The sequence below is a fragment of the Roseobacter sp. MED193 genome (assembly GCF_000152965.1).
Classification (GTDB): domain Bacteria; phylum Pseudomonadota; class Alphaproteobacteria; order Rhodobacterales; family Rhodobacteraceae; genus Pseudophaeobacter.
In genome coordinates this window covers 3,554,277-3,568,796 of record NZ_CH902583.1, presented here as the reverse complement: position 1 = coordinate 3,568,796, position 14,520 = coordinate 3,554,277, and the positions used below count along the sequence as shown (strand labels likewise).

General features: G+C 58.7%; 13 protein-coding genes. 3 read left to right on the top strand and 10 right to left on the bottom strand.

Annotation, left to right across the window (positions count from 1 at the left end):
• Positions 1 to 36 precede the first annotated feature (36 nt).
• From MED193_RS19485 to MED193_RS19475, 3 genes are all read right to left on the bottom strand, one after another.
• Positions 37 to 2,412 (bottom strand): peptidoglycan -binding protein, encoded by a 2,376-nt coding sequence (locus MED193_RS19485; RefSeq protein WP_009811499.1) that lies wholly within the window; start codon positions 2,410 to 2,412, stop codon positions 37 to 39.
• Positions 2,413 to 2,415: 3 nt separating this feature from the next.
• Positions 2,416 to 3,636, bottom strand: a complete 1,221-nt coding sequence (locus MED193_RS19480; RefSeq protein ID WP_009811498.1) for a hypothetical protein — start codon at positions 3,634 to 3,636, stop codon at positions 2,416 to 2,418.
• 76 nt (positions 3,637 to 3,712) lie between these two features.
• The gene (locus tag MED193_RS19475; protein WP_039966436.1) at positions 3,713 to 4,243 is read right to left on the bottom strand and encodes a gamma-glutamylcyclotransferase; all 531 of its coding nucleotides are present in this window, start codon (positions 4,241 to 4,243) and stop codon (positions 3,713 to 3,715) included.
• Between the two features lie 71 nt (positions 4,244 to 4,314).
• Here MED193_RS19475 and MED193_RS19470 point away from each other — a divergent pair, with 71 nt between their 5' ends.
• Complete coding sequence (locus tag MED193_RS19470; RefSeq protein WP_009811496.1) at positions 4,315 to 5,325, top strand: DUF2125 domain-containing protein; 1,011 nt, start codon at positions 4,315 to 4,317, stop codon at positions 5,323 to 5,325.
• A gap of 217 nt (positions 5,326 to 5,542) precedes the next feature.
• Here the strand turns inward: MED193_RS19470 and MED193_RS19465 are convergent, their stop codons facing one another.
• The 5 genes from MED193_RS19465 to MED193_RS19445 all read right to left on the bottom strand — a co-directional run bounded on the left by MED193_RS19465 (position 5,543) and on the right by MED193_RS19445 (position 11,798).
• A complete protein-coding gene (locus tag MED193_RS19465) occupies positions 5,543 to 6,445 on the bottom strand; it encodes an extensin family protein (RefSeq protein ID WP_009811495.1) in 903 nt (300 codons plus the stop codon).
• Positions 6,442 to 7,362, bottom strand: a complete 921-nt coding sequence (locus tag MED193_RS19460) for a prephenate/arogenate dehydrogenase family protein (protein ID WP_009811494.1) — start codon at positions 7,360 to 7,362, stop codon at positions 6,442 to 6,444. Before MED193_RS19460 ends, MED193_RS19465 begins: the two co-directional genes overlap by 4 nt.
• The gene (gene hisC, locus MED193_RS19455; protein WP_009811493.1) at positions 7,359 to 8,450 is read right to left on the bottom strand and encodes a histidinol-phosphate transaminase; all 1,092 of its coding nucleotides are present in this window, start codon (positions 8,448 to 8,450) and stop codon (positions 7,359 to 7,361) included. The genes MED193_RS19460 and hisC overlap by 4 nt, the downstream gene beginning before the upstream one ends.
• Positions 8,451 to 8,604: 154 nt before the next feature.
• The gene (locus tag MED193_RS19450; RefSeq protein ID WP_009811492.1) at positions 8,605 to 10,254 is read right to left on the bottom strand and encodes a peptidoglycan-binding protein; all 1,650 of its coding nucleotides are present in this window, start codon (positions 10,252 to 10,254) and stop codon (positions 8,605 to 8,607) included.
• A 119-nt stretch (positions 10,255 to 10,373) separates the two neighbouring features.
• Entirely contained in the window at positions 10,374 to 11,798 is a 1,425-nt protein-coding gene (locus tag MED193_RS19445) for an aminotransferase class V-fold PLP-dependent enzyme (protein ID WP_009811491.1), read from the bottom strand.
• 107 nt (positions 11,799 to 11,905) lie between these two features.
• Here MED193_RS19445 and MED193_RS19440 point away from each other — a divergent pair, with 107 nt between their 5' ends.
• Both MED193_RS19440 and MED193_RS19435 read left to right on the top strand, forming a co-directional pair.
• Entirely contained in the window at positions 11,906 to 12,367 is a 462-nt protein-coding gene (locus MED193_RS19440) for an Lrp/AsnC family transcriptional regulator (protein WP_009811490.1), read from the top strand.
• 23 nt (positions 12,368 to 12,390) lie between these two features.
• Positions 12,391 to 12,885 carry an ATP-binding protein gene (locus MED193_RS19435; protein WP_009811489.1) on the top strand — a complete coding sequence of 165 codons (495 nt, stop codon included), beginning with the start codon at positions 12,391 to 12,393 and terminating at the stop codon, positions 12,883 to 12,885.
• A 37-nt stretch (positions 12,886 to 12,922) separates the two neighbouring features.
• Here the strand turns inward: MED193_RS19435 and MED193_RS19430 are convergent, their stop codons facing one another.
• Positions 12,923 to 13,495: a hypothetical protein gene (locus MED193_RS19430; RefSeq protein ID WP_009811488.1), complete on the bottom strand. Its 573-nt coding sequence runs from the start codon at positions 13,493 to 13,495 to the stop codon at positions 12,923 to 12,925.
• 242 nt (positions 13,496 to 13,737) lie between these two features.
• The gene (gene rpsD / locus MED193_RS19425) at positions 13,738 to 14,358 is read right to left on the bottom strand and encodes a 30S ribosomal protein S4 (protein ID WP_009811487.1); all 621 of its coding nucleotides are present in this window, start codon (positions 14,356 to 14,358) and stop codon (positions 13,738 to 13,740) included.
• Between the last annotated feature and the right edge of the window lie 162 nt (positions 14,359 to 14,520).

Genomic DNA, 14,520 nt, shown 5'->3' with positions numbered 1-14,520 from the left:
GTCGTTTTGCCTGCCTCAATTCGGCTTGCCAGCAAGTCAGCGTTCTGTGAATTTCAACTCAATACGGCGGTTCTGGGCACGCGCCTCCGGCGTGTCATCTGTATTCACCGGCTGGAACTCACCAAAGCCATTAGCCGCCAGGCGATCCGGTGCAATGCCGAGGTTTTCGATCATAAAGCGCACCACCGACAGCGCCCTGCCCTGGCTCAGCTCCCAGTTATCACTGTATTTTTCGCTGCCAGCCATGGCGGTATTGTCTGTGTGCCCATCCACCCGGATGATCCAGTTCAGCTCTGGTGGGATTTCAGCCGCAACGGATTGCAGAATCTGCGCCACCTTGGCCACCTCACCCTCACCTGCGCGCGACAGATCTGCGCTACCGGAGGCAAACAGCACCTCAGAGGCAAAGACGAAGCGGTCGCCCTCGATCCGGACCCCCTCCTGGCTGCCCAGAAGATTCCGCAGACGGCCAAAGAATTCAGAGCGGTAACGCTCCAGGTCCTGGGCTTTGGTCTCCAGGCTCTCGGCCTTGCTGGCCAGTTCTGCCGCCTCAGCCTCCAGCCGTTTACGTTCGCTTTCCTCCAGCAAACGGCGGCGGCGCTCTTCCGAGGCAGCCCGAGCCAGCGCCGAGTTCAAATCCTGGCCGAGGTTTTGCAACTGTACCTGCTGCGCGTCATCTCGTGCTTGGTAATCATCAAGAATAGCCTGCAACCCGCCCAATTGTTCGCGCAGGGCCGCCACCTGTTGGTTCAGCAATGCGGTCTCGCGCTGTGCCTCAGCAGAGACAGTTTTCTGATCCGACAAAGCGGCCTGTGCCTGCGCCAAAAGCGCGGCCCGTTCCTGCGCTAGGCTGCGATCCTTTTCAGCGCCAGCCTCTGCGTCTTGCTGGGCATTCAAAGCCGCCAAAAGCCGCTGCTGCAAAACCGCCTGATCGCTGGCGGCCGCTTGCGCATTCTCCAATGCATCCAGCGCTTCCAGCAGGCGCAATTCGACTGAGGCGCGTTCCTCGGCGGTAGAACTGGCCGCACTGCGCGCCGCCGCCAGCTCGTTTTGCGCCTGCAATAACTCCGCTTCGAGCCCCGACATTACCGAGGCCGCATCCGCCTGCAGCCGGGCGAGCTGGGTTTCCACCTGACGCTGGGCCTCATCCGCCTCGGCGCGTTGCGCTGCCAGTTGCTGTTCCAGAGTCAAAACGGCTTCGGCGTGCTGCGTTTGAAGGGTTGCCAGCTCGCTCTGATATTGTGTTTCGGTCTCCACATTGGCAGCCCGTTGCCGCGCCAGCTCCGCCTCTAACGCCGCCTTGTTTTCGGCGGCCAGTCGGCGGGCCCCTTCTAGCTCATTGTTCAGAACCTCCTGCGTAGAGGTGCTATCTGCACGCAGACGGTTGAGCTCGATCTCCAAGGCTGCCACGCGCCCCTCGGCGGCGGATTGCGAGACCTGCATCTGCGCCAGCACCCGCGTCAAACGTTCTGCCAGCTCATCACGCTGGAGGGTCTGCGCCTTGGCGGCCTCCAGCGTTGCCAGGGCCCGCTCCAGATCTTCGTTAAGCCTTTCCTTGGCTTGCTGGGCGGCCGCCAAGAGCGTCAGAGTATCCTCCGCCTCTTGCCGCTGACGTTCCAACGAAAGGGTCATCGCCGTGAGTTCGGCATCTGCCGTCTCCAGGCGCGCCCGTAGGGCTTCGGCGGCGGCGGCCTCGACTAGGCGAGCCTCTTCTTCTGCGCTCAACTGGGCATTCAACTCAGCCAACTCACCGGCCTGCAGATCTCCTTCTGCCTCGAGATCCGCAATCAATGCCTCCAATGCCTCGCGTTTGGCAGCCGCGAGGCGGGCATTTTCAGCGCCGACATCAATTTCCTGGCGGGCCTGTGCCAGGGCCAGGTTCATCGCTTCTGCCTCGCTCAACAGCGTCGTGCGTTCCGCTTCCAAAGCGTCACGATTCTTGGTTAGCTCGGCAATCTGCGCCTGGGCCGCATCGCGCCCGGCGACAAATGCCGCAACCTGTGCTTCAAAGGCGGTGATCTGGCTTTGTGCCTGCGCGAGTTCTGTCTGCTGCTGGTCGCGCTCTGCCGTAAGCCCGGCAATCACCGCGCGTTGCTGGTCCAGCGCGTTCTGTGCCTGTGCCAAATCGTCCTGAGTGGTAGAAAGGGTCGAGCTGAGCGCGCCAAGCCGGGCGTTGAGACGACTGTTATCGCGTTCCTCTAATCCCAGCGCATTGGCCAGCGCCTGCACCTCAGACGACAGCTCATCCAGCTCGCTTTCCTGGCCTGTGATGGTCTCACGCAGGACAAATTGGACCACCATAAAAATGGTCAACAGGAACATCAGTACCAGAAGCAGGCCAGTCATGGCATCGACAAAGCCGGGCCAGATCGAGTTTTGGAATCGCTGCCCGCTGCGCCGCGACAGGGCCATGGTCTAGTCCTCACCCTGCAAGAAATCAGAGGTGGCTGGATTCGCTGCAGCTTCTGGCACCTGGCGGCCCCGGCCCCGAGGCACAGCAAAGGCCTTGACCATGAGATCGATATCCTTGCGCAGCTCAGCCAGGCTTTCCTGCCGACCTGCAGAAATCTCTTCCAGAATGCGCAGCATCTGCACATCAATAGAGCGCAGTCTCATACGGCTTTCCGCGTCCATGCCAACATCACCGTGGGCCCGCATGATCTCGGTCAGGGTCTCCTGCCCCACAGCAACACGCTCCAAAGCATTGGCAATGCTCGTCGCCTGATCCTGTCGTGTGTTCATGTCGGTGATCACATCCACCAATTGCGAGAGCTTGTTGTCGATCTCAGCGCGGCTGGCAGCATTTTGGGCAAACATCGCCTGCAGAGCATCCATCTGCTCCGCCATCGTGTCCAGCACTTCGGATACGACCCCCGTCTCGCCACCGCTGCTGCCCTCTTCCCCAGAAGAAAAGCTCACCCGAGTGAACGAAGACAGCCACTCCTCCAGCTCGCGATAGAATCGGTTTTGGCCATGACCGGCAAACAGCTCCAACAGACCCACAATCAACGACCCTGCCAGGCCGAGCAATGAAGAGGCAAAGGCCACCCCCATGCCGCCCAGCTGGGCCTCTAGCCCGGTCATGAGGCGATTGAACACGGCGATGCTTTCTTCGCCCTCCTGTGGGGCCAGGCTGCGGATGGTATCCACCACCGCAGGAACCGTTGTTGCCAGCCCGTAGAATGTCCCCAAAAGCCCGAGGAAGATCAGAAGGTTGACGATATAGCGGGTGATCTCGCGTTCTTCATCCACGCGCTGTGCCACGGAATCCAGGATCGAACGTGTCGACGAAGATCCCAGCTGCATCCGCGCGGCGCGCGAGCGCAACAATGCCGCCAAGGGCGCCAGTAGCGAGGGAGCACGCTTGTCTCCTCGGCTACCTCCGGAGGCAAAGCTTTCAATCCAGCGCACAGAGCCGATCAGCTGCAGCACCTGCCAAAAACAGGACAGAACGCCGATGACAAAAACGATGACAATAAAGCCATTGAGCCAAGGATTGGCCTGAAAGACCGGTAGTACCTTGGGCAGGGCAACAAAGATGCCAAAGCCAGCAAGGCCAAGCGCGATCAACATCAGGATGATTTGTCGGACCGGTTGCGAAAACTGCGGCCTAGTCTTGCGGTCTGTTTGGGCCATATTCGGTGCGATCCTGTCAGTTCTTGGCGTCTTTTCAACCGGATCTTAGAACCAAAGAGACAAAAGCACCAAGGCTTTATGCCGTTATTTGCCGCACTCGCGCCATCAACCACTCCAGTTCGGCGTCCCCAAGGCCAATCTCGCTCAGATGTTCAGCAGTATTGTACAGATATTCGGTATTGGGGCCGCGTCCGCCCACCGCCGTGGCGATGATCTGCGCCTGTTGTTCCAGGGCCATGCCGCCGCAGTATTGCGCGTGATGCGGGTCGATCACATAGGTCACAGCCTGAACTTCCTCGCCGCTTTGCAGCGCGACAATGAGGTCGCGTTCGAGATAGGCAGAGGAGATCAGTTCCCGCTCTCGCAGGTAAGCAAGGGTCTGGGTTTCTTCGCCAGCGGCCACAGCCAGTGCCAACCCCTTACAGTGGGCCCCCTCGATCTCATCCAGGGCCAACACCAGTCCTGGCGCCTCTACGCTGCCCCGGTGATGGATTGAGGTCATGCAGAAGGAGCGCGCATAGCCTTGCAGGGTTGCAACCTCGCGCCGCGCAACAGGGAACCCTGGGTTCCACAGCAGCGATCCATATCCGAAAACCCACATTGTCATGATCTATGGCCCTTTTTATCCGTCGCCTATAAACAGCAAAATGCGGGCTAGAAAAAGAGGGTCTTTGCAGAATGCGACTGCTGAAATGGTTTAGCCTTGGGGCTGCAATCTGGATCGTGTACTGGGGCGTGGCCGCCTGGGGGCTGCGCAGCGGCTTTGAAGCCTGGTTTAGCGAACAGCAACGCCAGGGCTGGCACGTCGCCTACGGCCCGATGACAACGTCAGGGTTTCCCACGCGACATGTCACGCACTTGGAGCAGCCTCAGCTTGCGGACCCTGGCACCGGGGTCGCCTGGAGCGCAGACTGGATTGAATTTGACAGCCCGGCACTTTGGCCTGGCGCCCAAAGCCTGCGCTTCGCGCCTACCCCGCAGCGGTTTTCTCTGTTTGATCAGACCCGTAGTCTGGTGGCAGAGAATATGCAGGCCGAGCTACAGCTGGCACCAGGGCTGGCGCTCGAACTGGAGCAGCTCTCCCTCACCAGTCACGCCTGGCAGATCAGTGACAGCAGCGGCGCTCTCTGGCAGGCGCAGGGTTTGTCGCTGGAGATGCGTCAGCTGGCCCAGCCAGAGCACTATCAACTTAGCGCAAACGCACAGGGAGTTTCCCCCAGTGGCCTTCTGCGGGTTGGTTTTGGTGGACTAAACCTGCTGAAGGATGATCTGTCACCTCAGTTTAGCACCTTGCAGATCGCCGCCGAGCTGACTTTTGACACGCCCTGGGACCGACGGGCAATAGAACTGCGACGGCCACAGCCCCGCAAGATCAGCCTGGATCTGGCCGAGGCCCAGTGGGGGGATATGCTGTTTCGTTCAGCCGGGGAACTGGCGGTTGATGATCTGGGGCGGATCAGTGGTGAACTGACATTGCGGGTGGAAAACTGGCGCGGGATTCTGGACCTTGCAGAGCGGTTGAGCCTCCTGCCGCCAAGCACACGGACCGGAGCCGAAAAAATACTCGCCCTGTTTTCCACCGGAACCGGAGCAGAGGAAAAGATCGACACGACCCTGCGCTTTCAACGCGGGCAAATCTGGGCAGGCCCTTTGCCAATTGGAACTGCGCCACGATTGGTTCTGCGCTGACAGCACGTCAAGATCGCCAAGATCGCAAGGACGCTCTGCTATTTCGATGGAAAAAGGGGGGCTGCCGCCTGGTCTGGGCCATTATTGCGCAATGACTGGCACGCCTCAGTTGGGCCAAGCACTAGGCCGGAAACGCGAGGCGGTTGCGCCCAGGATAAGGCCGAAGATTAAGCCGACCGCGACATGACGCCCGCACCCCCAGAACGCTGAGCCCCGCCTAGCGGCAGTAGGCCCCGCCGCGATGGCGCGCCACATCCAGATGGAAATGATCGCGGTGATAGCGATCAGACTCCGGCCCCAGGACGGTGCCAAAGGGGCCGCAGGCGGCTTTCCAGATCCGAGCCATGGGTTTGCGGGTTTTGCGGTCCGTCCAACCCTCGAGCACAGTTACCAGCGTACCGTCTTCCAGTTTAAAACCTGAAATATCGATGGCCTTGCCACGGCCATGTTCCGAGATGCGCCCACCGGGACGATTGTTGCGGGTCCGACATGCATAGTGTGCCGCAACGCGCAGGCTCACCACCTTATTGCGGCGGCCAAATGCGGTCTCTACATCTTTGGACACCCAGCGCTTCAACGCTTCAGCTGTTTCGCAGGTCATCACCGATGGCTGGCTGAGCCTGACCCCTGCGACCGAGGTCACCTGCACGGCATCCTTTGCACCGCAGCCCGGCATTGTCGCTACCACGCCGCCGATGACCTTGCCTTGGATTTCGACATCTCCACAAACAGCCCCCCTGCGCAAGCGGCGACGTTTGAACAAGGCCTGCTCTGCGATGGTATCCGGGCGCACAAATGGCACCAGAGATTGATCAAGGGCACTGGGCAGCAGATCCTTCGGCAGAGCAGTTGCCGCCAGGATCTGGGCGGAAACCGGGCGCTGAATGGGGCGCAGGCCGGATTGCCGCGATCCGTGCTCCTGTTCCAGCTCGACCAGGGCCGCGACCGATGACTGCAGCACCCCTTCCCCTGAGGCCACTGCACTGAAAGCGGGGCGATCAACAGGACGCAGGGAGACCTCGGGGGCAGAGGCCTGCAGCGGCGCAATGCCCGCCCCACAGAGCAGGCCCGCGATCCACCATGTGCAGATCCTGACGCGAAGCACCCCCTGACTGATCATGATTTATGAGCCCGTCCAAAGTCGGGCGCAGCAGTATCCTGCCCGGCTTCAATAATACCACGCCGAATGGCACGCGTGCGGGTAAAATAATCATGCAGGTGGTCCCCGTCCCCCGTGCGAATAGCCCGCTGCAACGCAAAAAGCTCCTCGGTAAAGCGACCCAGAATTTCCAGCGTTGCCTCCTTATTGGTCAAGAATACATCGCGCCACATGGTCGGATCTGAGGCGGCAATTCGGGTAAAATCGCGAAAACCAGCAGCCGAGTATTTGATCACTTCACTATCTGTCACCCGTCGCAGATCATCGGCCACGCCAACCATGGTATAGGCAATGAGATGCGGGGCATGGCTGGTCACTGCAAGGACCAGGTCATGATGATCGGCGTCCATTTCATCAACATTGGCGCCCATGCCCTCCCAAAGAGCACGCAGCTGATCAACAGCGGTACGATCGCTGCCTTCCACTGGCACCAACAGGCTCCAGCGGTTGTCAAACAACTCGGCAAAGCCCGCCTCGGGACCAGAATGTTCGGTGCCCGCCAAGGGGTGTGCCGGCACAAAATGCACGCCTTTTGGGATATGTGGCGTGACAGCTTCGATCACATGAGCCTTGACTGAGCCCACATCAGAGACAGTCGCGCCAGGTTTCAACACGGGGCCAATCTCTCCCATGACCGCTCCCATGGCGCCAACAGGAACGCAAAGCACCACGAGGTCAGCACCCTCGACCGCTTCGGCGGCACTGTCACAAATGCGATCACAAAGGCCGATGCGCCGCGCGGTGTCCCGCGTCTCGGCACTGCGGGCATAGCCGGTGACTTCCCCCGCAAGGCCCGCACGTTTCATCGCCCAGAACATCGAAGAGGCAATCAGCCCCAAGCCAATCAAAGCGACGCGGTTATAGATGACATTGCTCATGTGGCAGCCCGCTGTGACTTGAACTCTGAGATGGCCGCGATCAAACGACGACAAGCCGCTTCATCGCCAATTGTGATCCGCAAGGCCGTGGGCAGATTATAGCCAGCAACCCGGCGCACGATCAGGCCCTGTCCCTGCAGAAAGACATCGCAGGCTTCGGCTTCGGCCTGGGTCGCAAAGCGCGCCAGGATGAAATTGGTGCAGGAGGTATCCGAAGCCACCCCCAGCTCTGCCAAAGCCGCCGCCAGCCAGCTGCGCCATTTGGCGTTTTCAGCGCGGCAATGATCGATATAGGCGCGGTCACGTACGGCCGCTTCGGCTCCGGCCAGAGCGGTAGAGGAGACATTAAACGGCCCCCGCACCCGGTTCAGCACATCCACGATCTCTGCAGGCCCATAGCCCCAACCAATACGCGCGCCCCCCAAGCCGAAAATTTTGGAAAAGGTACGCGTCATGAAGACATTGCTGCGCGCGTTGATGAGGGCAGCACCTGCGTCAAAGCCCTCGACATATTCCGCATAGGCCCCATCCAGCACCAATAGCGCCCCCATGGGCAGGCCATCTGCCAGACGCGCGACCTCGGCCGCGGAAATCATCGTGCCCGTGGGATTGTTGGGATTGGCGATAAACACCAGTTTGGTACGATCCGTACACCCGGCCAGCAAAGCATCCACATCGGTCACCCGTTCGCGTTCCTTAACCTCAACCGGGGTTGCACCCGCCGCCAGAGCGCTGATGCGATACATCGCAAAGCCGTGCTCGGTATAGAGCACCTCATCCCCTGGGCCGGCATAACATTGGCAGAGAAACGCAATAATCTCATCACTGCCCGCGCCACAAATGATCTGCTCGGGGTTTAGCCCCTCCACATCCCCAATCGCTTGGCGCAGGGCCTGATGATCAGAGCTGGGATAGCGATGCATATTCGCCGCTGCCTCTTGCATGGCTGCAATCGCAAGTGGGCTAGGCCCCAGTGGGTTTTCATTGGAGGAGAGCTTGACTGTATTGCTCACCCCCGCCACGTGGGCCGCGCCGCCCTGATAGAGAGCGATATCCATAATACCGGGCTGCGGCGTAATCTGGGTCATACTTTAGGCTCCTTGGTTCCCCCTCGTAATAGCGAGGCGCAAGCCAATGGGAAAGCGGCAAGATTACTGCGCCTGCGCAATTACCACAGGAACGGGAGGCAGGGGTCGAAATTGCAAAACCACCCCACCTAACCGGGTTGCTAGCCCAGTGTGCTCACTTGGCCTTTTGCAATTTCTTCAGTTTGGCATCGGCCTTTTTCTCAACCATGGCAGTGAGATCTTTGCGCAGATTTGCATCCTTGCGCATCGCCTCCTCCATGGTTTTTTGCAAAACCTTGGCAGACTGCGAGCCATCAGAGCCTTCCAGAGCTTTATTGGCAAAGGCCACAAAGACCTTGTCCTGCAAAGCCCCTGCCACTTCTGCATAGATCGCGGGGCCGTGCTTTTTGGCAAACTCTTCCACCGCATCGGCGCCGTATTTCTTGATCAGATCCCCCTTCCAAACCGGATCCATCGCCCGTGGGATCAGTTTTTGCGCCAGAAAGCTCTGCGAATTGGCCAGGTAGCTGGAACCAAAACCAGACACCGCCTTCATCGGCCCAGAAGCCATGATCCCGCCCGAGAGCACCTTGACCACCGCATCTGTAAATTCTTTCTGGTTCGGTGCGCGCCCCTTTTCCACCAAAGGCTTGAACAGCATGATCGCTTCTTTGGCGGCATTTTTGACCATTTCGGCACCGACACCGGTGCTAAAGACCTTCTCCATAAACAAAGTCAGCGACTTTTGTGAGAAAGTCTGAAACATCTTTGAGGGCAGCTGGGCCGCCACCTTGGTCGCAATGCCTTTCAGAAAGGTGCCGCTCAGTTTACCGCCCGCAGCCCCTGCGGCCCCGGCAAACATCGTGTCCAGCGCAACCTTCTTGGCCGCCCCTTCCCAGGTGACTTTGTTGCCCGCCAGATATTCGCCAAACTGCCCGGCGCTGGATTTCATCGCCTCGGTGCCCGCCGCTGCAATCGCATGGGCTTTGACAGGGTTCATGCCCTTGGTCGCAACCAGGCGCGCGGTCGCATAGACTTCGATCACCGTAAAGGAGGTCTCGCGCACAATTTCCAGGGTAAAGACCGCCTTACTTGCGGTGCCAATGCGCGCCTTGATGAATTTGTCAAAGGCCTTTTGCCCGGTGTTATAGACCCGCGTGGCCTTGGCATCCTGCTTTTGTACCTTGGCCCAGTCCGGCTTGGAGCGGCTCACTAGGGCTTTCAGGCTGCCAGCCTCAGAGCGCGCATTCAAGATCGGGGTCCAGGGAGGATCGGTATTGTCGTTCAGCGTCGACATGGTAAATTCAGCGATCGCCATCATCATGCCGTCTTCAGCCTGACGGGTTTTTTCCACGTCATTGCAGAAATCCACCCAACACTCCGCCTGGCCCAGCATCATATTGGCCTTGGACAGGATCTCATGTTTGAGCGCCTTTTCTCCGGCCTCAAACTCGCGCATCTCGACCTGCTTGGTCTTGCCCTCTTCCTTGACCTCGTAGACAGAGACCTTTTGATCGTTCGCGATCATCGCCTGCAGTTTGGCCAGGCCCGCCTTCCAGGTGCGCATGCCAGGGTCAACGATTCCGTCTGGTTTTTTGAAACCGAGCGACTTTTTCTGGAAACTACGAATATCCTTGATCAGGCTGGCGTCGCATTTTTGTGAAATGGCGATATTGCTAAAGCCATTCGCCTTGAGCATCAAACGCACCAGTTCGACATCTGCGCCCGCGTTTTTGACAGGTTTGAACTTGCCTTCGCCAGACTTGGCGTCAGGTTTCGTAATACGGTTTTTATCCCCGACAGGGGCCGACAAATTAAGTGCCATAACAAGGCTCCGACCAAATAACAGAACAAATAACACCGTCACTCTGCCATAGATTTCACCGCCCTGTCATGGTGGATTTCGCCTGCGCTTTCCCCTTTGGGCCAGGTTCGGCAGCCCGGTCAAGCCGCGCGCGGCTGAAAGCGCGCGGTCTTGGGGTCCGCGAGATAAGTCTGGGCCAAGGCCTCCGCCCGCAGGCACAGGTCGTTTACGCTGTCGATGATGTACTGCGCCGTCTCCTCTGACATCAGATAAGAAAAGTTGAGCCGAACCCAGCCGGGCTTTTGCAGCTCTTTGCCCGACTGAAGCGCTGCAAACAGAGCGTCAGACTCTGCCCGGTCAATATCCAACAGGCGATGCGCATAGGGGCCAGCACAAGCACAACCACCGCGCGCCTGAATTCCGTAGTGGTCGCTCAACATCCGGGTAAAGAGTTGCTGATGCACCGGCGCCCCCGATGCCCCTGTAACAGTAAAAGAGAAGATCGGCAGACGATGCGCAGAGGCGTGCCCCAGCAGCGTGAGCTGCGGATTATCAGCCCAGCCTGCACGCGCCATTTCGGCAAACCGGGCCTCCTTGGCGGCGATCTCAGCCTCGCCCACCGCTTCCTTCACCAATAGGGCCAGGGCCGCGCGGATATCTCCGATCACGTTTGGTGTTCCCGCCTCTTCACGGGCCGCCAGATCCTCGCTGTATTCATGTCCCCAGGGTGAAACAAAGCTCACAGTGCCACCACCGGGCCAGGAGGGGCAACGCCGCTGCACAGCCCCGCTGTTGACAAGCAAAACCCCAGAGGCCCCTGGCCCACCGGGAAATTTATGGGGAGAAACCACCACCGCATCCTTATGGGCGCCGTGCTCACCAGCCATAGAGATTGGCAAATAGGGTCCTCCCCCGGCATAGTCCCAAATAACCAGCCCACCAGCAGCATGCATCATGCGGCTGATCGGGTCCGGGTCGGTCAGGATACCCGTGACATTTGAGGCCGCCGAAAAACTGCCAATCCGCAGATCACTACCAGCATGGTCCAACAATGCCCGCTGCAGGGCGCCCAAATCAATACCACCTTCCAAGGCTTCTGGAATTTCGACAACCTTCGCCTTGCTCTCGCGCCAGGGAAGAATATTCGAGTGATGCTCATAGGGACCCACAAAAACCACCGGGTTGCGCGCCTCATTGACCCCAAAGAGACTGACAAGCCGATTGAGCCCGGCAGTGGCACCCGCGCCCGCAAAGATCACCGCATCCTCTGGCCCACAGTTGGTCAGCCGCGCAATCTCTGCCCGCGCGGCATGACGCATGCGGGTCACGTAGGAACCGCAAAAAGACGCCTCGGTGTGGGAGTTCGCATAGTAGGGCAGCAGGTGATCGGCGATAAACGCCTCCACCTGACGCAGAGCCCGTCCTGAGGCCACATAGTCTGCATAGACCAGCGGCACATCCCCCGCTGCCCCTGGGATCATCATCCCGTCGCCAATGACACCACGTGCCAAGCTGCCATCTTTTGCGGCCAGAGCGATATCGTTTTTGAATGCATCCAAGGTCATGCGCGCGTCTCCTGATGGGCGTTTTGTTACTTTTCCCATGCAATATTCGCGAAATCACCACCATTGACTGATTGATTACACCATTTTTTGTGTCATATGATCTCTCCATGACCAGTTCTGTAGATCAGATTGACCTCGACCTCTTACGCGCTTTGCAACGCAACGCAGGCCTGTCCCAACGGGAGCTTGCCGATGTGGTTGGCCTGTCACAAAATGCCTGTTGGCGACGATTGAAGGCCCTGACTGACAAAAAGATCCTGCAAGGCTCCACGATGCGTCTGGATCGTGGGCAGTTGGGATTGGATCTGGTGGTCTTTGTGATGCTGCGCACCCGGCATCACTCAGCCGAATGGCTCGACACTTTTCGCCGCCATGTTCTGACCATCCCCGAGGTGGTGGATTTTCATCGCATTGGGGGCGATTATGACTATCAGCTGAAAGTGGTGACCCAGGATATGGGGAGCTATGACCGGGTTTATCAGCGGCTGATCAGCGGCGTTGAACTGGACAGCGTCACCTCGTATTTTGCGATGGAAACCATTGCCGAAGGGCGCCCCCTCCCCCTGTGACCCCAAATTAGGACAGTCGTTTCATGACATCCCAACAGCCAAAATTACATGTGATCTGCGGGAGAATTGCAGCCGGAAAATCCACCCTCGCCGCCAAACTGTCACAGCCTGCCCAAACCATTTGCATCAGCGAAGACGATTGGCTGTCCGCCCTTTACGGCACGCAAATGCAAACCCTACAGCACTATGTTGAGTTTTCCGCCCGACTACGTGAGATCATGACATCACACATATCGCAACTCTTGGGTGCAGGGATGTCTGTGGTACTGGACTACCCAGCAAACACTGTCGCGCACCGCATCTGGATGCGAGATTGCGCCGCCCAGGCGGAGGTCGAGGTGCTACTGCATCTTCTTGACGTGGATGAAGAGACCTGCTGGAGGCGCCTACAGGACCGCAATGCACGCGGAGATCATCCGTTTCAGCCCAGTCGCGCCCAGTTCGAACAAATCTGCAGGCACTACGCCCCACCAGATCCCAAAGAGGGGTTTGCTATTCAGGTCCATATCCCTGGATAGACAGACCAATTCAATAAACTTGGAAGGTGTCGCTTGGTCAGTGGCCAAAGGCCTTATTTGGCATCCAACGGGGGCGCTTTCCGTCTGGCCCCATGCGCATATGCAGGCAGGCTGTTCCAAGACGCTGAAAATAGAGAATATCCACCTTATACCACCCAGCTGAGGGCACTTCGACCTCGCTCATGATGGTGGTGTCACAGGCCTGACGGCCATCAAACCGCCCAACCACCTGCCCGCCAATCGTGGCACGCAGCCCGTCATTGGTGAGAAAATCAATATTGTGAATACCCGGCTTGGCAAAATGCACATAGCCGTTGATCCCGGCCACAACATGTTCAGCACGTTTCGAGGTCAGGGTTTTCTCGCCCTCGTTGGTGTCGCGATAATCCAACCCCGCCAGAGGCTGCCCCCGTTCCGCGCCGATCTTCAAAGCCGAGGAGGCCTCGACCAGATTCTTGACATCCACCGGATAGGCATAGCGCACCGCCAGCCCGGGCTTCAGCCCCGAGGGCTGTGGGTTGGCGGGTTGCAGCTTCAAGGGGGCCGCGCTGAGCGCCGTGGCGCAGGTCACAACAATGGCCGCAATTGTACCGGTCAAAAGACGTTTCATTTCACACTCCCGTTAGGCCAAGCTCTTTGGCGGCCCGGCTGTTTTACCTCACGGTAGCGACGAGTCCGCGCAAAAGACAACCGCTTTTTCGTTTCAGGAACATCACAAGCTTAGCCTCCCCCATAGGGAGAGCGCCCTGATCTGCCGCAAACTGGCAAAGCGCTCGAAGGAAACAGGATCACAAAAGCAAAAAGGGCCGCCCAAAGGCAGCCCTTTCCTCCAAAACCCAAGGGGTGATTGGATTAGTTCTTGGCGTAGAATTCGACGACCAGGTTTGGTTCCATCACAACTGGGTAAGGCACATCAGCCAGACCAGGCGCGCGCACGAATGTGGCGGTCATTTTGGAGTGATCGGCTTCGATGTAATCAGGAACATCACGCTCGGGCAGAGCAACGGCTTCCAGCAGAACGGCCAGTTGCTTGGATTTGTCACGTACTGCGATTACGTCGCCCTCTTTCACACGGTAGGAGGCGATGTTGACGCGCTTACCGTTGACGGTGACGTGGCCGTGGTTGACGAACTGACGTGCGGCAAAAACGGTAGGAACGAACTTTGCACGGTAAACAACGGCGTCCAGACGGCGCTCGAGCAGGCCAATCAGGTTTTCACCGGTATCGCCTTTTACACGCTCAGCTTCGGCGTAGATGCGGCGGAATTGCTTCTCGGTGATATCGCCGTAGTAGCCTTTCAGCTTCTGCTTGGCGCGCAGCTGAATACCAAAGTCAGACAGCTTGCCCTTGCGGCGCTGACCGTGCTGGCCGGGGCCATATTCACGACGGTTTACCGGGGACTTAGGACGACCCCAGATGTTTTCGCCCATACGGCGGTCAATTTTGTACTTGGCAGCTGTGCGTTTGGTCACGGCTGTTCTCCTTCGTTTGGAACATAGCCCAGGTTGGCTACTATGAAGGGCGTTGTCCTCTTAGGGTTGGACCATCTGATCCGCGCCTATGACAGGAATCCCCTTGCGGGGCCCACCAACACCAATGAAGTGGCGCTTATAGGCGCAACAGAAGCAGAGTCA

Coding starts and splice junctions, on each gene's coding strand:
- MED193_RS19485 (WP_009811499.1), bottom strand. CDS start 2,412: ATGGCCCTGTCGCGGCGCAGCGGGCAGCGATTCCAAAACTCGATCTGG.
- MED193_RS19480 (WP_009811498.1), bottom strand. CDS start 3,636: ATGGCCCAAACAGACCGCAAGACTAGGCCGCAGTTTTCGCAACCGGTC.
- MED193_RS19475 (WP_039966436.1), bottom strand. CDS start 4,243: ATGACAATGTGGGTTTTCGGATATGGATCGCTGCTGTGGAACCCAGGG.
- MED193_RS19470 (WP_009811496.1), top strand. CDS start 4,315: ATGCGACTGCTGAAATGGTTTAGCCTTGGGGCTGCAATCTGGATCGTG.
- MED193_RS19465 (WP_009811495.1), bottom strand. CDS start 6,445: ATGATCAGTCAGGGGGTGCTTCGCGTCAGGATCTGCACATGGTGGATC.
- MED193_RS19460 (WP_009811494.1), bottom strand. CDS start 7,362: ATGAGCAATGTCATCTATAACCGCGTCGCTTTGATTGGCTTGGGGCTG.
- hisC (WP_009811493.1), bottom strand. CDS start 8,450: ATGACCCAGATTACGCCGCAGCCCGGTATTATGGATATCGCTCTCTAT.
- MED193_RS19450 (WP_009811492.1), bottom strand. CDS start 10,254: ATGGCACTTAATTTGTCGGCCCCTGTCGGGGATAAAAACCGTATTACG.
- MED193_RS19445 (WP_009811491.1), bottom strand. CDS start 11,798: ATGACCTTGGATGCATTCAAAAACGATATCGCTCTGGCCGCAAAAGAT.
- MED193_RS19440 (WP_009811490.1), top strand. CDS start 11,906: ATGACCAGTTCTGTAGATCAGATTGACCTCGACCTCTTACGCGCTTTG.
- MED193_RS19435 (WP_009811489.1), top strand. CDS start 12,391: ATGACATCCCAACAGCCAAAATTACATGTGATCTGCGGGAGAATTGCA.
- MED193_RS19430 (WP_009811488.1), bottom strand. CDS start 13,495: ATGAAACGTCTTTTGACCGGTACAATTGCGGCCATTGTTGTGACCTGC.